The sequence below is a fragment of the Arthrobacter dokdonellae genome (assembly GCF_003268655.1).
Lineage (GTDB): Bacteria > Actinomycetota > Actinomycetes > Actinomycetales > Micrococcaceae > Specibacter > Specibacter dokdonellae.
Genome location: NZ_CP029642.1, coordinates 3,357,122 through 3,379,807 on the forward strand (window position 1 = coordinate 3,357,122; position 22,686 = coordinate 3,379,807).

At 72.3% G+C, this 22,686-nt stretch carries 19 protein-coding genes; 1 reads left to right on the forward strand and 18 read right to left on the reverse strand.

Features of this window, described 5'->3' with window-relative positions:
* Positions 1–5: 5 nt before the first annotated feature.
* Positions 6–788, forward strand: a complete 783-nt coding sequence (locus DMB86_RS14980) for a GNAT family N-acetyltransferase (protein ID WP_113718504.1) — start codon at positions 6–8, stop codon at positions 786–788.
* Between the two features lie 115 nt (positions 789–903).
* Here DMB86_RS14980 and DMB86_RS14985 read toward each other — a convergent pair whose 3' ends face one another.
* From DMB86_RS14985 to DMB86_RS15070, 18 genes are all read right to left on the reverse strand, one after another.
* On the reverse strand, positions 904–2,844 hold the full coding sequence (locus DMB86_RS14985) for a hypothetical protein (protein ID WP_113718505.1): 1,941 nt from the start codon (positions 2,842–2,844) through the stop codon (positions 904–906).
* A 49-nt stretch (positions 2,845–2,893) separates the two neighbouring features.
* Positions 2,894–3,331, reverse strand: coding sequence for a nuclear transport factor 2-like protein (locus DMB86_RS14990; RefSeq protein WP_113718506.1), 438 nt, complete (start codon positions 3,329–3,331; stop codon positions 2,894–2,896).
* Between the two features lie 102 nt (positions 3,332–3,433).
* Positions 3,434–4,813 (reverse strand): DUF6519 domain-containing protein, encoded by a 1,380-nt coding sequence (locus DMB86_RS14995; protein WP_113718507.1) that lies wholly within the window; start codon positions 4,811–4,813, stop codon positions 3,434–3,436.
* Positions 4,814–4,822: 9 nt separating this feature from the next.
* The gene (locus DMB86_RS15000; RefSeq protein ID WP_113718508.1) at positions 4,823–7,084 is read right to left on the reverse strand and encodes a hypothetical protein; all 2,262 of its coding nucleotides are present in this window, start codon (positions 7,082–7,084) and stop codon (positions 4,823–4,825) included.
* Positions 7,081–10,083, reverse strand: a complete 3,003-nt coding sequence (locus DMB86_RS21425) for a putative baseplate assembly protein (RefSeq protein ID WP_129545554.1) — start codon at positions 10,081–10,083, stop codon at positions 7,081–7,083. Before DMB86_RS21425 ends, DMB86_RS15000 begins: the two co-directional genes overlap by 4 nt.
* 155 nt (positions 10,084–10,238) lie before the next feature.
* Positions 10,239–12,869 carry a putative baseplate assembly protein gene (locus DMB86_RS21430; protein WP_113718510.1) on the reverse strand — a complete coding sequence of 877 codons (2,631 nt, stop codon included), beginning with the start codon at positions 12,867–12,869 and terminating at the stop codon, positions 10,239–10,241.
* Positions 12,866–13,228 (reverse strand): GPW/gp25 family protein, encoded by a 363-nt coding sequence (locus tag DMB86_RS15015; RefSeq protein ID WP_113718511.1) that lies wholly within the window; start codon positions 13,226–13,228, stop codon positions 12,866–12,868. Before DMB86_RS15015 ends, DMB86_RS21430 begins: the two co-directional genes overlap by 4 nt.
* Positions 13,229–13,236: 8 nt before the next feature.
* Positions 13,237–13,560, reverse strand: coding sequence for a hypothetical protein (locus DMB86_RS15020; RefSeq protein WP_113718512.1), 324 nt, complete (start codon positions 13,558–13,560; stop codon positions 13,237–13,239).
* Between the two features lie 24 nt (positions 13,561–13,584).
* Positions 13,585–14,091, reverse strand: a complete 507-nt coding sequence (locus DMB86_RS15025) for a phage baseplate assembly protein V (protein WP_113718513.1) — start codon at positions 14,089–14,091, stop codon at positions 13,585–13,587.
* Positions 14,088–15,215 carry a hypothetical protein gene (locus tag DMB86_RS15030; protein ID WP_113718514.1) on the reverse strand — a complete coding sequence of 376 codons (1,128 nt, stop codon included), beginning with the start codon at positions 15,213–15,215 and terminating at the stop codon, positions 14,088–14,090. Before DMB86_RS15030 ends, DMB86_RS15025 begins: the two co-directional genes overlap by 4 nt.
* Positions 15,208–15,528, reverse strand: a complete 321-nt coding sequence (locus DMB86_RS15035; protein ID WP_113718515.1) for a LysM peptidoglycan-binding domain-containing protein — start codon at positions 15,526–15,528, stop codon at positions 15,208–15,210. The genes DMB86_RS15030 and DMB86_RS15035 overlap by 8 nt, the downstream gene beginning before the upstream one ends.
* 2 nt (positions 15,529–15,530) lie before the next feature.
* Positions 15,531–16,181 (reverse strand): hypothetical protein, encoded by a 651-nt coding sequence (locus DMB86_RS15040; protein ID WP_113718516.1) that lies wholly within the window; start codon positions 16,179–16,181, stop codon positions 15,531–15,533.
* On the reverse strand, positions 16,178–17,515 hold the full coding sequence (locus DMB86_RS15045) for an eCIS core domain-containing protein (RefSeq protein WP_113718517.1): 1,338 nt from the start codon (positions 17,513–17,515) through the stop codon (positions 16,178–16,180). Before DMB86_RS15045 ends, DMB86_RS15040 begins: the two co-directional genes overlap by 4 nt.
* Positions 17,505–17,804, reverse strand: a complete 300-nt coding sequence (locus DMB86_RS15050) for a hypothetical protein (RefSeq protein ID WP_113718518.1) — start codon at positions 17,802–17,804, stop codon at positions 17,505–17,507. The genes DMB86_RS15045 and DMB86_RS15050 overlap by 11 nt, the downstream gene beginning before the upstream one ends.
* Positions 17,794–19,848: an ATP-binding protein gene (locus tag DMB86_RS15055; RefSeq protein WP_113718519.1), complete on the reverse strand. Its 2,055-nt coding sequence runs from the start codon at positions 19,846–19,848 to the stop codon at positions 17,794–17,796. The genes DMB86_RS15050 and DMB86_RS15055 overlap by 11 nt, the downstream gene beginning before the upstream one ends.
* Positions 19,845–21,125: a Pvc16 family protein gene (locus DMB86_RS15060; protein ID WP_113718520.1), complete on the reverse strand. Its 1,281-nt coding sequence runs from the start codon at positions 21,123–21,125 to the stop codon at positions 19,845–19,847. Before DMB86_RS15060 ends, DMB86_RS15055 begins: the two co-directional genes overlap by 4 nt.
* The gene (locus tag DMB86_RS15065; RefSeq protein WP_113718521.1) at positions 21,122–21,964 is read right to left on the reverse strand and encodes a hypothetical protein; all 843 of its coding nucleotides are present in this window, start codon (positions 21,962–21,964) and stop codon (positions 21,122–21,124) included. The genes DMB86_RS15060 and DMB86_RS15065 overlap by 4 nt, the downstream gene beginning before the upstream one ends.
* Entirely contained in the window at positions 21,961–22,686 is a 726-nt protein-coding gene (locus DMB86_RS15070) for a hypothetical protein (RefSeq protein ID WP_113718522.1), read from the reverse strand. Before DMB86_RS15070 ends, DMB86_RS15065 begins: the two co-directional genes overlap by 4 nt.

Sequence of the window (22,686 nt, forward strand, 5' to 3'; positions counted from 1 at the left end):
TCAGAATGACTGACACAGAGCGGTACCTTCAGGCCTATGACGACCAGCTCCGGACCGACGCGGAAACGCCCAGCGCGTTGAGCGTGGCCGCGATGGGGCCGCTGCGGCTGGTGACCTTTGCCGGGGGCCGCGGATTCGTCACCTACCGGGATCTGGCGGGGGCCGTTGATATCGCGGCTCTGGTGGGGGACGCGCTGGCCCACTTCCGCGCGGACCCGGACATCGCCGGCGTCGAATGGAAGACCCGTGGCCACGACCACGCGCCGGGCCTGCACGAGGCGCTGGTGGCGAACGGCTTTGTGCCCGGCGAGCCCGAATCCATCATGGTCGGCCCGCTCGAGGGCCTGTGTGCGGACGCCCCCGTGCCGGCCGGCGTGACGCTGCGCAAGGTCACGGACGATGGCGACGTGCGGGCCATGAGCGCCATGGCCGACGAGGCGTTCGGCGAGTCCGTGAACACGCGCAGCGCGGACGCCCTCATCGCGCGCCTGGCGCGCGATGACGGGATGGAGCTGTGGGTGGCAGAGACGGCCGGCCGCATGGTCAGCGCGGGCCGGCTGGAACCTGTCCCGGGCACGGACTTCGCGGGGATCTGGGGCGGCGCCACCCTGACGGAGTTCCGCGGCCGGGGCATCTACCGGGCGCTGACGGCCGCACGGGCCCGTTCGGCGCTGGCCATGGGCAAAAAGCTGGTCCACAGCGACTCCACGGAATTCTCCCGCCCCATCCTCGAACGGTCCGGGCTCGTCAAGGTGTCCACCACGACGCCGTACGAGTGGACGCGCTGAAGCCAAGACGACGGCGGGCACACCTTCCAGCGGCCCCAAAGCCGACGGCGCGCCATACCGGCGGGGCGTGTGAATTTCACACGCCGCCGCCGGCCTGGCACTCCGTCCCTCGCGGCTACTCGCGCCGGGCCGGGTCGGTGAGCCACCGGACAGGCCGGGACGGGTCGGGCTCGTAGCGGCACATCCTCCCGGTGCTGATCCCGTCGCGCAGCAGGCGGGCCACGTCCGGATCCGCGGCGGCAATCCTTTCCAAGGCGGCGGCGACAGCCTTGCGCACCGATGTCCGAGCCCGTTCAGACGCCGGGCCCAAGGCGCGCGGCCGCCCCAGCAGCCCGCGGGCCGCGGCCAGCTGGTGGATGAACTCCTGCCGTTCACTCCGGGCTGCGGCGGCGCGGTCCGGATCGTTCCAGTCCTCGGCCTCGCCGATCTCCGCATCCAGCTCCGCCAGGCGCCGCCGGTAGGCAGCAAGGGCCCGTGCGTCGAGAACGGGGCCGCCCGAGTCCTGGTCGGCCCGCAACGCCCTGTCAAACCCTGAAACAAGGTCAACGCTGGCAATGTCCTTCCCCGGGTTCCGCAGCAACAGCCGCAAGTATGAGAATCCCACTCGCGCGGGAAAGACCTGTGGAGCCTCTTTCCGGCCGATCTGCCAGATCCCGGGCGCCCCGGGCGCAAACAGCAGTTCAGCCGGCGGCGCGCCCGCGAGGTGGACGGAAGGACCTGGCCTGTCCGCCGCGCCGCGGTCTCCCGCCCCGTCTCCGGCCGCCCTGCCGCCGGCCGCCGCACCTTCGCCGGCCGCCGGGGAGAGGCGCGCGGCCCACCAATCGGCCCCGAGGGCGGCATACGCGTTTTCGGCGACCGAGCGGTGGCGCTCCGCCCGGCCGCCGTCGCCCAGCAGGGTGTAGGCGCCGGCAAGATAGTGGTCCACCACGCCGTGGAAGCTGACAGCCGCGGCGTTGACCACCCCCCGCCCCGCAAAGGGTTCAAGGACGCCTGCCATGAGCGCCGCGGCGGCCCGGTCGCCGGTCCCCGTCGCAACCTCCGCCACCTGGGTTGCGGTCAGCAGCCAGTCGACGTCCCGGGGAATGCCGGCAAAGCCGTCGCCAATGATGCGCCGTGCCAGGACGGACGCATGTCCGGACTCCCCGGCGTCGAGCCACAGGACGGCGGCCTGGGCCAGGATGGAAGGCACGCCCTCGGCGGTCGCGTAGTCCTCATAGCTCGCGGCCTCGGCACGGAGCTCCGGGGCCCGGCCGCGCTGGCGGGCAATCTCGCCGCCGAGCGCATGCCCCACGGCATACGTGTCCGCCTCGCCGGCGCGGGCGCCGGAGGCTGCGGCGGCAGCAGCCAACCGTTCGGCCTCGCCGGTCCGGCCGGCGAGGAGCGCGGCCATGGCCCTGCGGCACTGCGAGTAAAAGAGCGCCCGTTCCGCACCGGACTGCCGGGCCAGCAGTTCGAGGTCGCGCAGTCGGCGCTGAAGGGCCAGCCCGTCAAGCCGTTCGAGGGCACTCGTCAGGGCCCAGCACAGGGCGCGGAGGCGCAGGTCGACGTCGGCAGTATGGGCCGTGAGTTCTTCCAGCTCGGCACAAAGCGGTGTCCGGACCCCAAAGTCGTCCGGCCCCCAGTGCGCCAGCAGCCCTGCCTCCAGCGCCGCGGCGACGTCGTCGGCGTCGCCGGATGCGCGGGCCGTGTCCAACGCCTCCGCAGCGAAGGGCGCCGCCCGGGCGGCCTCCCCGGCGTACACCCAGAGCCGGGCCAGCGCAACGGCCAGGCGCCCGCGCTCAGGCGGCCCCGCAGCGGAGTAGGCCTGGTGGAGGAGGGCCGGGAGCGTGCCGGCCGGGGTCCCAAAGCGGTGGTGGTCCACCAGGGCCAGCGCGGCGGAGACCAGCACGCCGGTTTGGCCTGACTGCGCGGCCGCGCGGCACGCGGCGAGGTACAGCCCGTCGGCGTCGGACGATTTGGCCTGGCGGGCGGCGGCCGCGCGCTGGAGGAGTTCGACGGCGGATGGCCCGGAAGAGCCGGCCCCGGCGGATGAATCGGACCCCATGGCAGTGGCCATGCATAGATCATAGACATCCGGCGGGGCCGTTCCCACCTTTCCGGCGGCGTCAGGGCCTGATCAATGTTTCCGCGGCCGCGTGTTGCGCCCTGAGCGCCTGGTCCCAGTCCCCGGTGCAGTAGACGGACAGTTCGGCCACCTCTCCGCCGGCGACGTCCGCCCGGGCCATCTCGCGTGCGGTCCACTGCTGCCCGTCGGCGGCCCAGGCTTCCTCAAATTCGATGACGAAGCCGCCGGGGGTGGCGTCGGCGCGCCAGCGGGGCACGGTGCCGGGACCGGGGTGGCCCGCCCGGCGCAGCTGCTCGGCGGCCCGCCTTCCGCGGACCTGCTTGCGCCACAGGGGAAGGGTGAAGTCGACAAAGACGTCCTCGGCAAACAGGCCAGCGGGCGCCGTTCCCGTCTCGAGAAACTGGACGAACCGGCGCGCCAGGGCCTCCGTGGCGGGGTCCATCCGGGCGGAAAGGGTTTGAGCTGTGGTTTCTGGCATTGCAGCCACCTCCTTGATTGGTGTTGATGCAAGGAAGGCGTGAGAACCGGCTTCACAGTGTGACGCCGGGCGGCACAGGGCCATGCCAGCGGGGCCGGCGGCTCACACGGCCAGCGGGGCAAAGAACTTCCGCAGCTCGGTGAACACCTGCCCCGGGGTGCCGGCCGGTCCGGGGCCGACGCCTGCCAGCGAGGCGTACGCGTGTTCCTCGCCCCTGGGCGGCAAGGGCTGCGGGTTGAGGGCTGCCGCACCGTCGTCGCGGGGCCACTCGACGTCGCCGGTGGCGGTCCGGGCCGGGATGAGCCAATAGTCGCCCGTCCGGTACGTGGCCGGGGATCCGCCGTCGGCGGCGGGGAAACAGACCTGCACCCCGTCCTCAAGATCCTGCCACTGCGGCTGCCCCACCGGGGATTCGACGACGGCGACGGCCCCGCCGGCGGCCGCGTCGCCGTCGTGGTCCCAGCGGCGCAGGTACGGGTGCAGCCGCGGGTCCAGGCCCGATTCGGGGTCCGCCTGCCCTTCCAGCACCACGCTGAACTCGTCGCGGTCGATCGAATGGACGCGCAGCAGGGGCGCGGCGGCATGCCGGAGCGTGGAATTGTCGTCCACCAGTTCCACCCAGCCGCCCACCACCAGGCCCAGGTCCGTGTCCCGCCCCAGCGTGGCCAGTGTGACAGTGGTGGTGTTGGACGCGGCGTCCACGGCGGGTGATCCGGCCAGCGGCAGGGTCACGGAGCCGTTGTCCCGCGACCACTTGAACGTGGCGCCCCGCCCCGGTCCGCCGGCAGGTCCCGGGGCGTGGATTTCCACCCGGTACAGCTGGTTTTCCAGGCCCCGGTAGCGGGCCGCCGGATCCACCGAACAGGGGTCGTTGTTCGTGGCGGGCGGCTCAGCCTGCGCGGCCAGCAACGGCACGGCACGCACAAACTGCCCCGCCACACCCGTTCCGTCGTCGGGCAAACTGATGGGCAGCACCCGCACCTGCCAGGTGAGCTGTGCCCGGGTGGCGGTGTCCGGTCCGCCGAGGGCCGGTTCCAGGAGTCCCGGGTTCTCCACGACGTTGATGTGCCGCTCCCAGACGTCGAGGTAGATGGTGTAGTTGGGCAGCTCGGCCAGGTTGTCCGTGGTGCTCGCGGCGTCGAACGGGTAGCCCGGTTGCTCGCTGTACAGCAGGGCTGCGGGATTTTGGCACATGGCCCCGTTGACGTAATAGCGCCCGGCGCCGATCAAAAAGTCCCCCGGCACCAGCTTCTTGCCCAGCGCCTTCGCCGCGGCGGGGTCCGTGATGACGGCAAAACCGGCATTGTCCCGCGGCCCGCCTTCGGGGCCGATCAGGTCCCGGGCAAGGAGCCGCCGGGCGTGCACGGCGATGGCGGCCTGCTCGTTGAAGTCGGCGTCGAGGTGGACACGTCCCTGTTGCATGAGGACGCGGGTATAGTGGTTCCGCGGATCAAAGGTGTCCCGGCTGAAGTCGCCCTTCATGATGTGCCCCTATCTGGTGTAAAAGATGCCGGCGGAATAGCTGGCGACGGTGTATTCATCCAGCCGTGCGTGCAGGTTGGCGGCACGCTGGGGTTGGAAGAGCTCGTGGAAGGCGCCCATCTCGGATTCACCGGAGGCGCCGCGCACAATTTCCGCGGCGGTGCCCGGGGCCAGCCGCCCGTACACCGGGTTGCCGTAGCGCCGGCTTTCCAGCGCGGGGCGGACCCGCAGCGCCTCCCGATCCGCCGCCGCGGCTGCTGCAGCCGGGTCCGACGGCGCCCCAAGGTCGGCCGCCTCCCGCACCAGGTCCGGCTGGCAGTTGTAGCGGCGCGGGGTCCTGGAACCCGGTGAAACGTAGCAGAACCTCAGGCAGCCGAGCTGCCGGCGGGCCGCCAGAAGAGTGCCGAGGAAGATGGTGTCCTCCCCCAGCGTGACGGCGTGGACCAGGACGTCCCCCATCACGGTGCAGCGTCGCACGCACAGTACGCTGAACGCGGAGCCGCCTGTCTCGTCGCCCAGCACGATGCTGCATGGATCGGTGGCGTCCCAGAGGGAGTCGGCGAGCGCCAGCACGGGAGCCTGGCCGTTGTCCGGGTCGCGGCGCACCTGCACGGGCCCCAGGATGCTGCGGGTGATCCGCACCGCCGCACGCGTACCGTCCAGGAGTATGCTGGGCTCCTCGGGGCGCAGCGGCACGCAGTCGCAGTCCAGGTTCCAGCCGGGCACCAGCGTGCAGTGGCGGATGGACACGTCGCACAGATCGCCGGCGCCTGTGGGGTCCTCGCCGTCGCTGGCGGCGCGTCGGGCGGCCGGCCCGTTGACCACCAGCCCTCGGCCCACCACCAGCAGCCCGTCCAGCACGAAGCGGGCGGCCGCCCCGCCGGTGACGCTGAGGGGGTCGGGCTGGTCCACCCGGTAGTCCAGGAGCCGCAGGACGGGCCGGGTACCGTTGGCCGCCCGCAGCTGCAGGTACTCGCCGGGAACCAGAGCGAATTCGAAGCGTTCCTCGTAGGCGCGGCTGTCCATGATCTCCAGCACGGCAGATTTGGTGCCCGCCGCCGGGTCCGCGGCGTCGCGGTCGGTGCACCATTGGCTGTAGGCGGCGGACACCGTGGCATATTCGCCGGCCAGCCGGCCGCTCTTGCGCACCCGGTACACGCGTGCACCGTCCGGCTGGGCCGTTGGGCGCGGATATTCGCCGCCGCCGATCTCCATGCTGAAGCCGTAGTGGTAGTCCACCGTCACCCCGCGGGGCAGCTGGCCAGCCGGAAACACGAGCCGGCCACGTTCGGGGTCCACCAGGACCTTGGTGCGGGGCGCCTTGTAGGCGTGCCAGTCGGAAAGGTTGGCCGGGATGACGTCGTCGGGCTCCAGCACCAGCCGGGACTGTCCCCGCCATCCCCACGCCGTGACGGAGATGCTGCGGCCGGGCCCGAAGTACGACGCCGACGCCCTGGCCCTGGGCGGGCGGCGGCTCTCCACCTGCTCGAATTCCCGGCGGCCGATGGCCCTGGGCAGACGCAGTTCCGGGCGGAGTGCGTCGGCCGAGCCGTGGTCCACGGGTTGGGTGAACAAGGGGGCGTCATGGCCCAGCACGCTGAAGGTGAAGCACTGGCTGCCTTCCTTTTCCACGCAGCAGGCGGGGGCGTCGGTGAGCCCGAAGGAGGACAGGGGCGCCACGAAGAGGCCGATGGAGGGAATGTTGTGGCGGCCGCGGGTGCGGTGGGAGCCCGGACGCCGGACATCGACGGAATGTGCCGTGCCGTCGTCCGGGCCGCCGAGCCTGGCCAGGACACGGCCGTCGCGCAGGGAAGCCGATCCGCCGCGGTCCAAGTGCTGGTGGTTGAGCTGCTGGTTCCAGCCCAGCAGCGTGAAGAACTCAGCGGCGTGGGCCTCCCAGCCCGAGTTGTCCAGGGCCAGCTGTTCCAGAACGGACAGGGTTCCCTTCCGCCGCCTGAAGTTCACGGTGTGGGCGGCCTCGCGCCGGGGTGCCAGGATCCTGTTGCGGGCGGCGCTGGACGCCCCGGTCCCGGGCAGGCCGGCGTCGTGCACGGGCTGGTAGCCCACCAGCTCCCCCAGGTAGGGGACGGCCCAGTCCTCGGCCGTCTCGATGAAGAAGTTCCCGTAGAGCGTGGCCATGTTTTGCTCAATCAGGGCGCCCTGTTCGTCCATGACGGCCAGCAGCTCACGCAGCGGGTATCCCTGCTCGGCATCGCGGATGCGGTAGATGACGGGCAGGAGGTTGTACAGGTAGTCTGCCGGCCGGTTCATGGGCGCACCTCGTTCAGGATCAGGCTGTCCGGGACAGCGGCTTGGAACCAGGCCAGCTGGGCCGGGAGTGCCGCGCCGGACTCCACCCGGTCCGGGGCGACGCGGATGCGGCGGGGCGGCTGCGTGCCGGGATCATCGCCCGCTTGCAGGGGCGAATTCGGCGTGGGCCCCCCGGTCAGGTCCGCCACGCCGGCGGTCAGCTCCGCTGCCCGGAGCGTGCGGAAGACGTCCACGTCCACGTAGTCCACGCCGGGCACGGCTGCCATGGCGGCGGTGACGGCGCTGGTGGGCACGTCCCGGCCCAGCGCCATGGCGTCAAAGCCGTAGGTCCGGAGCAGTGCCGCCCGCACGGCGGGCTCCACGAGGGTCCAGTCATAGTCGGCAGCCACTTTCACGTTGGCGCTGAGCACCAGGGCCAGCGCCTCGCGCGCCACCAGGCGGACGCGCAGCTGGGGGTCTCCGTAAAGGATGAGGGCGCTGCGGAGGTTGCGGAACAGGTCGGAGCCGGCATCGATGGGGACATCGCCCAAACCGGCAATCGTCACCTGAAGCAGTGCCGAGCCCCCGGCGTACAGGAGGGCGGAGCTTGCCTTGCCGATCCCGGCGAAGGTGGCGGCGAAGTCCGCATAGTCCCCAACGGACACCAGCCGGTCAAGGGCCGTGACGGAGCGCGGCGCGTTGCTGCGGGTCAGCTCGGAGGGCTCGGCGTCCGCCCCGCCGGAGGTCCGCAGCGGGTTGGTGACGGCCATGACGCCGAGGGGGCGCGTTGCCAGCTGGCTGATCTGCCCGGGCCGGACATTGCCCGGCGCCCCGATGCCGCTGCGGTACCCGGCCCTGACGTTGTCCGTTCCGGTGGGAAGCCGCTGGCCGTGGGGCGGATTGCCGAACGTGATGGTGGTACTGCCCGTGGGCGCGGCGGTGGTGAAGAATCCGCGCCGGGATCCGGACAGGTAGCCCAGGGACGGTGCTTCCGGCCACTGCACGCCGTTGACGCGGACCACCAGGGTGCTCGCGACCCCGGCGGGCGTGGGCGCGGCCAGATACGTCAGGGGTGATTGTTTGAGGGTGAACTGCTGCAGTGCCAGTGCGGCGTTGCCGGCGCCGAGGACTTCCTGCCGCGTTTCGCCGTGCGTGGCATGGGCAACGTTGCCAAAGACGCTCACCGTGTCCCGTTGGTAGGTGTAGGCCAGCGGCCGGGCAAAGGTCAGGAAGGTGTGGCGTTCCTCCCCCGCCAGGATGCCGCCGTCGCCGCGTTGGCCCGTGTGGACGACGGCGGCCAGCATGAGCAGCTCGGCGCCCTGCACGCCGGCCGCCGCCACGTCGGTCCGCACCCCCGTCACGATGACCCAACGCCCTGCGGTCAGTCCGTCGTAGAGCCCGTCGAGTTCGAGTTCCCTGCCGCCGACGTCCTCGGTGATGGGTTCCCGGGCCAGCTCCAGGGCTTCCTGCCCGGCGTAGGCGGTGGACGCCCGCAGCGTGCCCATGGTGTCGGGTCCGTCGGGGAAGTCCCGACCCCTCGGCTTCCACCAGGCATCGGAGAGGACCATGGTGGTGGCGGGAGCCGCGAGCCCGTAGGCGAGGCGGGATCCGGTGCGGACGGTCTTGATCACGGTCAGCTCAGCGGTGAAGTCGCCCGGATCCGTGTCGGCGCCGTGCTGCATCACCACGTATTGCCCGGCCTGAAGCAATTCCCGGGCACCGTCCAGGTAGGCCACATTCGCGTGTTCGTCGGGGGCCAGGGCCCAGTCGGAGGTCGGCGGGACATAGACGCCGCCCTTGAAGGAGCCGGGGACCGGGGCGTTGTGGCCAAACAGGGGGCAGCGTTGGCGCAAGGCGGACACGGACAGCGTGGTGGAACTGCTGATGCGTTCCGCGGCGAGCGCCGGGAACAGGGTGGGTCCCAGGTTGGCGTACAGGCCGGCGAGCAGCTGGGGGTAGACCTCGCCGGCGCCGGCGAACGTGGCCGAGTAGGAGCGTTCCAGCTTTTGGGCGTTGGCGGGCGGCACGGAGGCGGGGCGGAGCAGGCCGTCCACCAGGATGTCCACGGGGTTCTCCTCGCGGCCGCCGGCGCGATCTGCCGGCCGCGCCGGTGTCCGTCCCGCAGGCGCGCCGGCAGGCTCCGGTCCGGGGGCCGCGATGGAGGCAAGGATGGCGTGGGCCGCCTCCAGGGCTGGGATCAGCCGGGCGTAGCCCCTGTCCCTGGCTGCGGCCAGTTCCCGGCCCAGCGCGGGCATAGCGTTTGCGCCTGCTTGGCGGGCAAGTTCGGAGGCCGGCACGGTGCCCACGAGCCGCTCCAGCCGGTCGAGCACGAGGCTTACCCGTTGCGCGGTGGCGGTCCCGGCGGCCGCGTCCATGGCAGCCCTGGATGCGGCGAGCGCCTGGCGTTGGGCGGACGCGCCGAAGCTGCCGCCCTGCCAGTCCGCCAGTTCCACCCGGGTCAGCTGCGCAACGGGGTCTTCGGTGACGGTTCTGACCCGCACGGCCTGCACCGTCCCGGTGCCCAGGTCCAGCACGAGGGGGTCGTTGGGTGCCAGTTTGGTGGCCGTGCCTGCCAGATACAGGCCGTCGGCGATGACCGAAGCCGCCGTCTGGGCACGGGCCATGCGGGGGCGCAGTTCGTTCCAGCTGGCCCGGGCCGGGAGGTCGTCGCTGCTTTCGAAGGCCTGCATGGTCTCGTCCGGGCCGGGGATGCTGTTGGCCCGGGACCCGGCGGGAATGAGGACCTCGGACGTGTGGGGGTCCACCGTGTACGCCAGGTACGCGGTGGCGGCGACGCCGGGGCGGGGCCGCCAGCCGACCAGTGCGGCCAGTTCCCGCACCGAGCGTTGTTCCGTGGCGGAGCGCAGGTAGCCTTCGTTGCAGAGCCGCTCCTGATAGAAGGTGAGCACGTCGCCGGCCGTGGCCCAGGCATCCAGCATGGCCATGGACGCGTCGCCGGGGTCACGGGTGCGCAGCGCCGCGAGAGGCGTGTGGGCGCCGCTGGAGAGCCTGGCGGTCATGGCGGCCAGGAAGCTTGGCCGGGACCCCACCCGGTAGGACAATGTTGCGAGGCCCGGCGGGTTGGACGTAGCTGCCGGGGTGGCCGCGGATCCGCCGCACCCGCAACCACCGCCGCATGAGCCGCACGGACCGCACCCGCCTGCTGCCGGATTGTTCACAGCCCGCCTCCCAACGTCAATGTGAGCTTCCCGTGGTCCGGGAAGTCCGGGGAGTTGTCCAACCGCACGATTTCCAGCGGCCCCACGGCCAGCACGCCGGTTTCCAGCTCATGGTTGGCCGCTTTCCCCTGCCGCTGCAGCCGCGTCACCACGACACTTTCGACGCCGGGAACGGACTGGGCGGCCGCCACCAGGGCCGAGGCGTATACGCCGCCGCCAAAAGTCAGCCGGTCCGGGTGGAAGAAGCCAAGCGCCCCGTTGCCGGCGTCGCCGCTGCCCAGCACGCGCAGCAGCCGCGCCCTGACATCCCCCCGGACATGGTGCGGGAGCACGCACACGGACAGTTCGACGTCGACGGGCACGTAGTCGGCCGCGGCCACGGCGAGGTCGTGCCCCATGCGCCGGTAGGGGGCCAGGCCGGCGCGGGTGTCGGAGAGCAGTTGCGCCGTGGGTTGTTCGCTCCCCCAGGGATCCACGCCCACCCTGGCCTCGTACCAGCTTCCCGTCCAGGCCAGTTGGGCGGCGGCCCGTTGCAGGCCGGGTTGCGTTCCGGCGAGTTCGGCGTAGTCCTCCGCCGTGATGGCCCGCAGCCGGCCGCGGCGGAACTCGTCAGGCGCCAGCAGCCGGGCCTCGGCCACGGTTTCGGGATCGGTGCCGCCCATGGCGGGCAGCGGGTTCCGCGGCCTGATGTTGGCCCCGCTCCAGGACGCATTCCGCAGCACCAAGAAGGCGATGCTGTCCCGGCCCACGTTCCCCGCCGCCCCGTTGCCCACCCGGTAGCGTGCCGTTCCCACCAGCCCGGCGCCGGGCTGTTGCCCCAGGGCGCCGTCGCCAAACCGCAGGCAGGCGCGGCCGCCGTCGTCGATCTCCGCCACAAAAACCCGGTCCAGGGGCCCGCTGTCCAGCAGGGTCCGCCGCGGCTCCCACAGCGTGGGCGCGCCGGTGGCGGGGTCCGTGAAGGAAAGTCCGACGGCGGGCAGCGCCCACCGCGGGTCCCGGACCAGGACGTTGGCGGCCGGGCCCGGCACCACGGCGTCGCAGTGGGTGAGGGGACCACGGGCCAGGGTGGGCGTGAGGGCCGCGGCTACGCGGGTTTCCTCCACGGCGGCGCCCTCGCAGGAGCATTCGCCGGTCACGGTCAGCGTCGGCACGGGGTCCCAGGGCGGGTCCGCCACGCGCCGGCCATGGTCCACGAGCAGCACGTTGCCGCGCACCACGGAGACCCCCTCCACCGGCGCGCAGTCCGGGGCCGGGGCGCGGGTGGACAGGCACAGCGGGAAGGCGAGCGCATCGGCGGCGTCCCATTCCACGTCCACGAGCCAGCCGCCGTCGGCCGGCGGGGTCACGGCGGTCAGCCGCACGGCCTGCCGGTGGTTGGGGTCGGCGTCGGCGGGGTCGCCCGTGGCGGGCCCGCGGACCTCCTCGAAGATCAGCACGTCGCCCACCGCCAGGTTTAGCGGCTGCCCGGGGATGGCGCCGCCCCAATGGGCCGGCGTCGGGGTCTCCGGGTTGGCCTGCCGCCACAGGGCCTTGTCCACCAGGGTGGCGTGCGTGGCACCCCGGGGCAGCGAACACTCCTGCTCGCCGCCCGCGTCCAGCGCGATTTCGCTGTGCGCGGCCCGGAACACCAGGGCCCTGGCGGTGGCGTCGGCGGGTTCAAACACGGTGTAGCCGCCGGCGGGCAGCTGCGCCAGGGCTTCATCCGTGAGCACTGTGCCCGGAGCCGCGGCCAGGTCCGGGAAGCCGGTGATGAAGTAGGCGTCGGCGGCGTCCACGGGAGGGGTGTCGCGGTCCGTCCACACGGTCAGCCAGGCGCGTGCATTCAGACCCTCGTGGAGGTAGTAGTCCACCAGGCGCACGTGGCGGCGCACCGAGATCCGCCGCCGCGCCGTGCGCAGGTATGCCTCGGTGGCGACGGCGTCCTGGTAGTAGCTCAGCTCGTCCGCGGCGTAGGCCATCGCCTCCACCAGGGCGATCCCGACGTCGGCCGCGTGGCGTTCCCGCCACGCCGGCATGGTGGTGGCGAGCCGGTCCAGCAGGAGCGTGCGGAAACTTTCGTAGTCCTTGGCAAGGTAGTCGATGGAGGAGTCCGGCGGTGCGCCGGCCGGCGTGTCGCAGGCCGGCACGCAGTCGATGCCGGTGGGGCAGGCGGCCTTGAAGCTGAAGCAGGCGGCTGAGAAGGAGGGGTCGAATCCGGGCAGGGTGCCCCACCCGCCGTCCGGTGCCGGGACGCCCAGGCTGAGGGTGTACGTGGAGAAGTCCCCGCGGCGGTCCACCGTGACGGCGAGCGCGGTGCCGGCCGATTCCGCGCCGGAGTCGTCGCCCGGGGCGGCGCCGTCGTCGGCTTCAAGCACGTACACGCCTGTCGCCGCGATCCCGGTCACGGCCTCGCCGCCGGTGATGCGGGCGTTGGCCGTCCGCAGGCCGTCGGGGGCCGTGCCGCCCGCCACGGCGGGCACGGCACCCATGAAATACACGAAGACGGTCAGCTGGTCGTCGGAGACCTCCACATAATCGATCGCGTTCAGTTGCGCCCGGTTGGCAAAGGCCGACGCCCGGGCCACGTCCGTGCCGCAACAGCCGGCGCACCGGCCGCCGCAGGGCGTCCCGGCAGTCCCGTCACTCATGGCGCACCCCCACCCGTAAACGTTTCCGTCCGGACGTCGCCGCTGCCGGCCAGCCGGTAGCTGATGTCCACGCTGATGGTCGAGTCGCTGCTGTCCACGGCCAGGGACTGCACGTCCACGACGTCGCCGAGCCACCGCTGCAGCCCGGCCTGGACGGTGAATTGCAGGGCGGCGGCCAGTTCGGGGCTGTTGGGGCCGAAGATGAGCTGTTGGAGACCGCTGCCAAAATCGGGGCGGTTCACGCGCTCGCCGGGGTTCGTGAACAGGAACTGTTCGATCATGTCGCGTACGTGGCCGGCCTCGTCGGTGGTCGCCGTGCGGCCCTTTTCGTCAAAGTGCCACGGGTAGTCGAAGTTCATGGCGTCCCTCACGTCCCCGTGGCCCGCAGCTGGAACGCCACGGGCCGCAGCGGCGTGGCCGTCGGTGCGCACAGCGCCTGGCTGTCGGCCAGGAGCAGCGGCACGCCGCCGGAGAGCAGGCGGGTGGCCGCCGTCGTCCAGGTGGCGGTGGCGCAGGGGCCGTTTCCGGCCGACGGCGGCGGCATGGGGCAGCCGGCCACGGTCCAGGGCGGTGTCATGGTCACGGTGGGCTGCCCGCCCACCGTGACGCGCGGGTTGGGCGTGGTGGGCTGGGCCTGGCCGCCGTGCGCGCACAGCACCGTGGCGCCCACGTGGAGCAGTGGTCCCGGCATGGTGTTCCCCTTTCGTTCCGGCCCTCAGGTGACGGCCAGCGCCCCGTTGTTGATGGTCACCGTGGGGCCGGCCAGCACTATCGTGGCCGCCCCGTTGGTGATGGTGATGCCCGTTTCATTGACCAGGATGGCCGCCCCGCCGGCGCTCTTGATCTGGATGCCGCCGGCGGGCCCGGGCAGGTCGCTGATGGTGATGGAGTTCCCGAGCCCGCTTTGGAGCACGATGCTGGGGCTGAGCGGGTTGCCGGCGAGCGCGATCGCGGGCACCTCGGCGGCGCTGCCCCAAAACCCGCCCGTCCAGATCGGGTAGTCCAGGTCCCCCTGTTCGTACTCGATCCAGACGGCCGATCCGATGGCCGGGACCACGAACACGCCCGACTGCGTGCCTGTGAACGGCACGCACGGCATGGCCCACGTGGTGGGGATGACGTTGGTGGCGCTGGGGACGATCGCCTGGATCCGGCCCATCTGCTGCGGGTCCACGTTTTGCACGACGGTGCCGCGGAATTTGCCGAAGTAGTCCCCGCTCATGCCGCCACCGCCGATACCGTCGAGATGAGCCCGTTGCGGCTGAGCGTGAATTTTTGCGTGAACTCGCCGCGCTTGATCGAGTGCCGCACCCCGGAGACGTAGTAGAGGCCGTCAAAGGCCAGCCCGGCGCCGCGCACGCCCACGAGCTGGCGCGGGGACAGCAGCCGCCCGTAGCGCAACACGTCCAGGGAGCCGGTGCCCTCGACGGTGTCCGCAGTGTTCGCCGCGGCGGCGATCCCCACCATGATGGCCTGGGCCGGGGTGTACTTGGCCGTGTCCCTCAGCGGCAGCGTGTTCGACGGCGGCGGGTTCACGAGTCCCAGCGGCGGGTTCAGCGGGGTGATGGGCGGGATGGGGATGACGACGGGGATGTGGGTTTGTTCGTTGTGGATGTAGACCAGGGGCAGGACGGACCTTTGCGGCTTGTAGCTGAAGGTGATCGAGACCGCGTTCGTGAAGGCGTCCATGTCCAGGTTCAGCGCAGGCTGCGGGGCGCCCACCTTGATCCGCGGTCCCCAGTACGCCGTGCTGGTGCCGGGCAGGGGGCCGGGCGAAAGGTAAAACACGTAGCCCACCTTCGTGGCCAGCGCCGTGATGTATTTCAGGTCCGTGCCCTGCTGGGCGGGGATCTTCTCCGTGGGGATGGGCACGTCGAGCATGATGCTCGGCACGATCAGCGGCAGCACGCCCAGGGCGGCGTACTTGGCCAGCACCAGCGCCACGGCCGCCTCGGCCGGCATGGCCGGGAACGGCAGCCCGGTCAGGTCCAGCTTGTCCATGAGCTTGGTCAGGTCCTCGCCCGTGACCTGCAGGACCGAGTGCGCCGCGTCGCTGCCGGGCAGCACCTGGACCTGGGTCACGACGCCGTCGGCCAGCACGGCCACGGAGCCGTTGAGGGTGGCGGTGAGCACCACCCGCACGATCGGGAAGGGGGATCCGCCGGACACGAGGAACAGGGTGGGGAGCACGGAGTTGTTGCTCATGGTGAACAGGAGCGTGAAGGCCCCCGGGCCGGTGTCCCCCGCCGTGACCTCGACGCTCGTGAGCGCCTCGATGACGTCCCCGGGGACCGGAACCGCGATGGCCGGGCCCACCATGAGCCCCAGTTGCAGCGAGCTAGACATGGGGCACCCCCGGGACTCCTTCGGGCAGGGCGATGCGCAACGTGGTGCCCGGCTCCGCGGTGAGCTCGCGCGGGAGCATGGCCCGGTTGGCGTCGGCCACCCGCCACCACAGGTCCGGGTCCCCCAGCGCCGCGGCGGCAATGTTGTCCAGCCGGTCCCCCGCGACCACCACGTGGCTGCCGGTCCCCGCCAGGTTTTCCGGGTGCGGGAGGAAGCGGCGGGCCAGGTAGGCAATGACCTGCCCGTCCGGCGTCGTCCACGTCCGGGACTCCGTTGCTGCGTAGCGGCTGTTGGCGGCAAAGCTGGCGGCCATGGCTAAATCCCCCTGATTCCGAGCGTGTCCAGCGTGGCTTGCGGGCTGCCGGCGGCGAACTGTTCCTTTTGCGCCAGGTAGCTCATGAACAGGCCGCCCGCGCGGTGGTCGAAGCCGGTGTCGTCCACCGTGAGCACGCGCAGGCCCAGGCTGACCTTGGCCTGGATGGGGTTGAGGTTGACGTCGAACGCCTCCTCGGTGATGGAGAAGTCGGTGATGCGCACGGGAATTACCCGGTTCCTGCTCCACACGAAGAGGGGCAGGGGTGCCTCCATGGGCAGGATCTCCAGCCGGCCGGCCTGCTGCAGGGCGTTGTTGGCGAGCAGTTGCGTGCTGCTGGGGTACACCATGGTTTCCAGGGCGGCCAGCTGCGGGAAGATTCCCGAGGCGGTGGCCGGGCCGGTGCCGAGCTCCAGCTGGTCGACGGCGTCGATGTCCGCCTCCAGTTTGATCGTCTCGGTGGGCGGGCCCTTGATGCGCAGCACCTCGGAGCGGTCCGGCGTGTCCGTGCCGGCGCCGTGCACGGCCAGGGTGCGCGTCAGGGTGGCCGGGTTGTACTGCAGCGCGATGATGCGCACGACGGCGGCCGTGACCGGGTCGATCAGCACGATCCCGCCGCGGACCAGCCGGGGGGCGATGGGCGGGGAGCTCATGGGGTACCCCTGCCTTTCTCCTGGATGGCTGCTTCCACGGCCTTTTCGACAGCCTTCAATCCGTCCGCGTCATGCAGGCCAAGGCTCTCGGCCGCGGCGCGCGCAGCGGCCGAGGAACCCTTGATGACGGCGTCACGGGCCTTCTCCTTGAGCCAGTCCCGCTTGTCCTTGGACAGCCCCCCGGCCACGGCGTCGATGACGGGGTCGATCAACTTTTCCGCCACCGTGTCCACGATTGACGTCGGCCCGCTGCCCTTGACCGGCGGGGGCAGTGGCTTGTAAAAGTCCGGCGGCAGGTTCACGCCGTTGTCCGGCACGGGCTGGGGATGGTAGGTGAGGTCGATGGGTTTGGGGGCCGGGGGGCCAAGGCCGGCACCACCCGGTCCGGGCGGCGGGACAAGTTCCGGCACCATCCGTCCCAGCGGCGATTTGCGCGGGTGGAAGCGGATTTCCACCCGCCGGTTGCGTGCGTTGGGGACATTGTCCTTGGTTGCCACGGCCTGGGCGGGCCCCTCGCCCTGGCTGTCCGTGGCCATGATGGCGGCGGGGACGCCCATTCCGGACAGGGCGCCTGCCACCGCATCCGCCCTGTCCTGGCCGAGCCGGGCGTTGCTGGCTTCCGTGCCCACGGTGTCGGCGTGGCCGGTGATGGTGACGATGGACAGCGTGTAGCGCTGCAGGAGGACGGTGATGGTGGCGGCCAGCACTTTCAGCTGCCCCAGCTGGTCCGGCGTGGGTTCGGCCTGGCCGGTCGGGAAATTGTCCAGGGTCTGCGAGCCAATGGCCGACGCCAGAAACGGGGAGGCGTCTTCAATCAGGGCCGTCGCCGGGTCGCCCTGCACGGAGTTGCCGGCACCCGCCAGCGGCTGGCGGCGGACCGCCCCGGGAAGGTGCCGGCCGCCGGGGGGAATGCGCAGCATGCCGCTGCCCGGGTAGGCGGCCGCGTTCCGGTCGGCTGCCCGCTCCGACGCATCCCCTGGCGTGGAAACCCCCTGGCCTGCCGGTTGCAGGGTGTGCGTGAGTTCATGGGCCAGCAGCATCCTGCCTTCCATGGTGCCCGGCTGAAACCGGCCCCCGCCAAAGAAGATGTCGCTGCCAACCGTCAGTGCCGCCGCGTTCATCGACTGCGCCAGGGCCGCCGCCCCCGAATCCGCATGCACCCGGACCCGGGTGAAATCCCGCCCGAAACGCGCTTCAAAGCCCCGCCGCACCCCGTCCGCCAGGGGAGCGCCGCCGGACCGGGCGGCCTCCCCCGTGGCGCGGGCCGGGCGCGCGACAGACATGGCTGCCGCCTTGGCCGCTTCCGCCCGTGCGCCGTCAAATTCATCGGCCATGGTTCAGCCCTCCCATCACGGCTCCGGCGATGGAACGGCCCATGGCCCGCGGGTCGGAACCGCCGGGCAAGGCCACCGGCGCCGGGCGAAGGGCCGGCACCGCCGCACCGGCCAGCATCCAATCCGCCGCCCGGGCGCCGCCATCGCCGGCCTCCGCGGTGTTCCCGGCATCACCGCCCAGCCGGCGCGCCAGCTCCGTCTCGAGGGCGGTGGAAACCAGGGCTGCAGAGCGGGTATCCACATCCAGCCCCTCCAGGACCAGCCTGTCGATTCTCACGTCAATGTCCATAGCGGTCCGCCTCCGTGTGCCAGAAAAAGTCGGCGTCGATTATGGGCCGCTCCAGCTTGCGGAACTCGCTGCGCGCCGCAGCCAGGACCAGCGGCATGGTGACCCGGCCGCCGTCGTTCGCGGCCAGGAATGCCGCGTTCAGGGCCACGCTGTGGATGCTCCCGCCGGTGAGGTTCAGCCGGGCCAGCCGGTCCAGGTCGAGGCCACCCACGGGGGCTTGGGCCGGGAAGGCCCCCTGCCAGATGGACAGCCGTTCGGCCTGCGCGGGGAACGGGAAATTCACCACAAACCGCAGGCGCCGCAGAAAGGCCGGATCCAGGCTGTCCTTGCGGTTGGAAGCCAGCACCGCCAGTCCGTTGAAGCTCTCCATGCGCTGGAGGAGGTAGCTCACTTCAATGTTCGCGTAGCGGTCATGGCTGTCCCTGACCTCGCTGCGCTTTCCGAACAAGGCGTCCGCCTCATCGAAGAACAGCACGGCCCCGCCCCCCTCCGCGGCGTCGAAGAGCCTGCGCAGGTTCTTCTCGGTTTCGCCAATGTACTTGCTGACCACGGCGGAGAGGTCAATTTTGTACAGCATGAGGGCCAGCTCGTTGGCCAGCGCCTCCGCGGCCATCGTCTTGCCCGTGCCGCTCTCGCCGGCAAAGAGAACGCTGATGCCGGTGCCGCGGTTCATCCGGGCGCCGAACCCGTAGCCGTCGTACACGGCGCGGCGCTGCCCGGCCTGGCCTGCAATTTCGCGCAACATCGCCGATTCGACGGCCGGCAGCTTGAGGTCGGCCAGCCGGGCCCTGGCGTCGACCCGGCGGGCCAGCCGGTTCAGGGCGGGCCGGGAGGTTTCCAGTGCCGCGGCCCAGGCCAGTGCACCGTCCAGCCCGCCTTGCCGCTTCCCGTCCTCCGCCGGGGAAGCCGCATCCGCCGGGCCGGCCTGCGCCAGGGAGGCGGCCTGCGCCAGGGACGCGGCGATCTCGCCAAGTTCAAAGTCGAAGCTGTTGGCCAGCGCGGTGGCCGCCCCGGCACTCCCGGGCCCCAGGCCGGACCGCCAGGCGTCGGCCTGTTCGGCTGCGGTGGGCTTGCCGATGGTGACGGCGGCCGCCCCAAGCCTGGGCCAGGGCTCCCTGACGGCCACAAAGACCAGCCCGCCGGTCTGCGCCAGCCACCGGCGGACAGCGTCCGCCTGCGCCCCCGCGGGCTCGGTGTCCGTGGCGTCGATGAACAGCGCAACCGTGGACAGCAGTGCCTCCCGGTGCCACAACCGGGCGCTCGCCGTCACGTCCGCGGCCCCGGCGGGCAGTTCGGCGGCGTCGAGCTTGAACAGCTCCAGCCCAAAGCCGGCCGCCACGTGGGCTGCCACGAGTTCCTTGCCCAGCTGGTTCGGTCCCGGCAGGGCAATGGCCGGGGTGGCGCCGGTGCCGGCAGCCATCGCGGCAATCCGTGCCGCGGCGGCCGCCTGTGACGGCGGCAGCGAACCGGAGGCCGGCAGCTGCGCCAGCAGCGGTTCAAAGAATTCGTCCAGGTGGTCCAGGCCCTTGAGGTAATTGACAATCCGCTCGTCGGCGGACAGCCGGGCGCCCGTCAGGGGGGCAGCCCGTTCGACGGCGGCCAGCGGCCAATGGCGCAGCGGCCGGTGCGGCGCCATGGCCTCCCAGGCGGGGTTGTCAAAGGCCGCCAGGGCCAGGGCAAAGGTCGGGTAGTTGCACTGCGGATCGTGCTGGGCCCGGGCGCACAGCCCGCCGAGGCCCGTGTCCAGTTCCATGGCCGCGCACAGGAACAGCACGTCCTCTTCAAAGCTGCTCAGGCCAAAGGCGCGGGCCAGCCGCTCCAGCGGCAGCTCCGCGCGAAGCCCGCCTTCCACCGCCGGCTCACCCGGCCCGGGCGCGACCGCCGGCCGGGGCGCTTCAGGCCGCGGCGCCGCCGGGCCGGAGCGGCGAATTCCATTCTCGCCGGCGCCCCCGCCGGCAAGCGCCTCCAGCCTCCCCCGCAGCCAGTCCAGCCGGGCGGCCAGGAACTCGTCGTTGGCCGCCAGCCACTCCTGCTGCGCGATCATGTGACCCTCACCTGCTGGGCCGGGTCGAAGGCCGGCACGGGACCGGTGAAGTCGACGGGGATGCTGTCCACGCCGTCCACGCGCAGCCTGACCGGGTGGAGCCCGGCAGGAACGGCCGGGACGGCAAACGTCACAGTGGTGGGCGTGCCGGCGTAGCCCGGGTCCCCGGGCGACGGGTTGCTCACGGTGGCCCCGGCCGTGGCGCCGCCGCACAGCACCACGACGTCCTGGCCGGCGCCAATCCGGGGCGAGCAGGTCAGTGTGACCGTGCCGCCCACGGACACGGCGGCCGGGTTGTGCGGGCTGACGGTCACGGCCGGGGCCAGGGCAAAGGCCACCTTGTTGCTGACCACTGCCGGGAGGCCGGGCGTACGGGTCACGGCGGACACGGTATAGAAGCCGGGCACCCATTGGCCCCAGGCGGCGGGGTCCGCGCCAAGGTCCGGCGGCACCACCACCAGCTGGCCGGGCGCGGGGCCGGGCGCCGGGGCCAGCTCCACGGGCGGCAGCGGCGGGCCGGGCGGCAGGGGGCGCCACAGGCTCGTGAAGCGCAGCACCGTGTCCAGCACCGCCAGCCCGCTTCCGGCCACCACCACGGGCTGCCCCTGCGCGGCGGCCGCCTGCGAGCGCGGCGGCACCAGCGCGCTGAGCGTGGCAGCCGCACCGAGGACCGTTTGTGCGCCTTCGTCGCGGCTGCCGCGGGCCAGGACGGGGAGTGCGGCGCTCCCCGGCGTGTGGCTGTCGATCAGCACGACCGTCACCTCGTAGGCGGCGGAGACGTGCAGGCTGGTTTGGAATGCCGTCCACAGCTTGGACAACTCGTCGGTGGAGAGCGGCAGCGGCGTGATGCGCAGGCGTTCGGGCTGGCCGGCCACGTCGCTGTTGGCCAGCGCCGCCGTCAGTTCGTCGGGGCTGAGCACGGGGTGGTCGTGCAGCACGCTCATGGCCGCGGCCAGGGCCCGGTGGCTCACCGCGTCCTGGTCCGTGTCGTCGCGGCCGTAGGCCGTGACCAGGTAGTGCAGGTTCAGCGACAGCGGCGGGGTGGCCGACTCCCCCGGCCGGGTCCGCGGCAGGTCCTGGTTGCGCCAGCCGGCGTTGACGGCCGTGCCATAGAGGAACACGTTCAGGGAGGCCCCGGTGACGGTCTTGCGGGCCATGTCCGGCGTGCGGGTGGTGACGCTGAGGTCGGAAAGGGCCGGATCCAGCACCGGGACGGTGTTCAGCAGGAGGTTCCGCAGGGCTGCGGTCACGACGGCGACTGCCCAGGTGCTGCTCATCGCCGGCCCTTGAGGTACTCATCCAGGCTCATGAGCCCGGATGCCGGCGGCCCGGCAGCGGGCGGTTGCGCCGGCGCCGCCGCGGCCTTGACCTCGATCCGGCCGATGTGGACGTGGATGTGCTGTTCGGGGGCCCGTGCCGGTTCGCGGCGCAGCAGCTGCTCCAGCCGCGGCCGGACCGTGCCGGCTTCCGGGAATTGGGACGGCGCAGGCGTCTCGGTGCGGCGCTGTGCCGGCACCCCGGCGGGCCGCCATACCGTTGCCTCCCCGCGGACGACGCCGGCCGCCCGCATCAAGTGCCCGGGCTCGCCGCCGGTGTTGTGGCGGTCGTCCGGGCCAGCCGCGCCCGGCCGGACGCCTGGCTGGGGCACGGCCGGCACGGGGCTGCCGGGGCGGTTCGCCGCGGCCGCGCGCGGCGGCGCGGCGTCCACCGCCAGGTGCGGGCGTTCCCGGACGGCGGGCGGCGTCACAGTGCCAGCCCGGGGAGTACGGACTCCGCCCGGCTGCGGCGCGGCGGCTGCGGGCGGCGCGGGCCTCGGTCCCGGCCGCGGCACGGCAGGACGGTCCGGTGCCGGAGCGCTGGCGGCAGCGGCGGTACACGTGCTGCCGGAGGGGGCGTCGCCTGTCCACGGGCCCGCGTCCTCGCCCGTTGCTGCTGCCACGTTTCCGCTGCCCGGCCACAGCGGGGCGCCCGGTTCCTCGAAGCGGGAGGCCAGGCGCGGCACCACGGCGCCCTCCGGCGTCGTTCTTCCAGCTATAAAGGTGCCGGCGCCCAAGGTTCCGGCACCTGGGGCAGCGGGGGGAAGCTCGCGGCGCAACAAGCCGGCCAGGTAGTTCACGGGGCCACCAGCTCCAGGTAGGCCTGGCGGCGGCGTGGCGGCAGGGCCAGGACGTCGCGCTCGGACCAGCCGTAGGCGTGCGCCAGGGTGTGGATGTCCAGCAGCATGCGCCGGGCCCAGTGGTGCAGCTCCGCCCACAGGTAGGAGGCAATGTGGAGCGGCGCCAGCCAGTGCCGGGCGCACCCGGGGCACTCGAGCGCGAGCTCCGTGGTGCCGGCAGGATCCGCCCGGCCCAGCTCCTCCCCGAGGGCGGCCACCAGGCCGGCGGGCAGGGATGCCGGCTCCACGGCGACCCCGCCGGCCGAGGCGCCGGCGATGCAGCGGTGCACCAGGGCTGACTGTGCGTCGGGCTGTGCGTCGGCGGAGTCCAGGCCGAGCAGGTCGTTGCTGGTGACGGCGCGCAGGACAACCTCGAAGCCGTCCCGCCGGACCGTGACCGGCTGCGCGGCGCCCGCGGGCCCGAGGGAGCCGGCCGGGAAGGACAGCTCCACCTCCAGGCCGCAGCCCGGGCACTGCGCAAGAGCCTCCAGCTCCGGCCCGAACAGTTCCGCCCTGAACGCCAGCAGCGCCGCGTCGCGCCGGCCCAGCGGCCAGCCGGCCAGCTCCCCTGCCGATTCCCGCGGGCAGGCTGCGGCCAGCAAGGTCAGCGCACGCCGCACCGGCTCCTGGTCAAGGCCCCGTTCCCACACCTCCAGCAGTTGGGCTGCCCCCGGCCCCGGCAC

What these genes read in the sequence shown, in the direction of transcription:
- DMB86_RS15000 (WP_113718508.1), bottom strand. Translation starts at nt 7,084, where the DNA reads ATGAACCGGCCGGCAGACTACCTGTACAACCTCCTGCCCGTCATCTAC.
- DMB86_RS15030 (WP_113718514.1), bottom strand. Translation starts at nt 15,215, where the DNA reads ATGTCTAGCTCGCTGCAACTGGGGCTCATGGTGGGCCCGGCCATCGCG.
- DMB86_RS21430 (WP_113718510.1), bottom strand. Translation starts at nt 12,869, where the DNA reads ATGAGTGACGGGACTGCCGGGACGCCCTGCGGCGGCCGGTGCGCCGGC.
- DMB86_RS15060 (WP_113718520.1), bottom strand. Translation starts at nt 21,125, where the DNA reads ATGAGCAGCACCTGGGCAGTCGCCGTCGTGACCGCAGCCCTGCGGAAC.
- DMB86_RS14990 (WP_113718506.1), bottom strand. Translation starts at nt 3,331, where the DNA reads ATGCCAGAAACCACAGCTCAAACCCTTTCCGCCCGGATGGACCCCGCC.
- DMB86_RS15045 (WP_113718517.1), bottom strand. Translation starts at nt 17,515, where the DNA reads ATGGCCGATGAATTTGACGGCGCACGGGCGGAAGCGGCCAAGGCGGCA.
- DMB86_RS15055 (WP_113718519.1), bottom strand. Translation starts at nt 19,848, where the DNA reads ATGATCGCGCAGCAGGAGTGGCTGGCGGCCAACGACGAGTTCCTGGCC.
- DMB86_RS15040 (WP_113718516.1), bottom strand. Translation starts at nt 16,181, where the DNA reads ATGAGCTCCCCGCCCATCGCCCCCCGGCTGGTCCGCGGCGGGATCGTG.
- DMB86_RS15025 (WP_113718513.1), bottom strand. Translation starts at nt 14,091, where the DNA reads ATGAGCGGGGACTACTTCGGCAAATTCCGCGGCACCGTCGTGCAAAAC.
- DMB86_RS15020 (WP_113718512.1), bottom strand. Translation starts at nt 13,560, where the DNA reads ATGCCGGGACCACTGCTCCACGTGGGCGCCACGGTGCTGTGCGCGCAC.
- DMB86_RS14980 (WP_113718504.1), top strand. Translation starts at nt 6, where the DNA reads ATGACTGACACAGAGCGGTACCTTCAGGCCTATGACGACCAGCTCCGG.
- DMB86_RS14985 (WP_113718505.1), bottom strand. Translation starts at nt 2,844, where the DNA reads ATGGCCACTGCCATGGGGTCCGATTCATCCGCCGGGGCCGGCTCTTCC.
- DMB86_RS15015 (WP_113718511.1), bottom strand. Translation starts at nt 13,228, where the DNA reads ATGAACTTCGACTACCCGTGGCACTTTGACGAAAAGGGCCGCACGGCG.
- DMB86_RS14995 (WP_113718507.1), bottom strand. Translation starts at nt 4,813, where the DNA reads ATGAAGGGCGACTTCAGCCGGGACACCTTTGATCCGCGGAACCACTAT.
- DMB86_RS15035 (WP_113718515.1), bottom strand. Translation starts at nt 15,528, where the DNA reads ATGGCCGCCAGCTTTGCCGCCAACAGCCGCTACGCAGCAACGGAGTCC.
- DMB86_RS15050 (WP_113718518.1), bottom strand. Translation starts at nt 17,804, where the DNA reads ATGGACATTGACGTGAGAATCGACAGGCTGGTCCTGGAGGGGCTGGAT.
- DMB86_RS21425 (WP_129545554.1), bottom strand. Translation starts at nt 10,083, where the DNA reads ATGACCGCCAGGCTCTCCAGCGGCGCCCACACGCCTCTCGCGGCGCTG.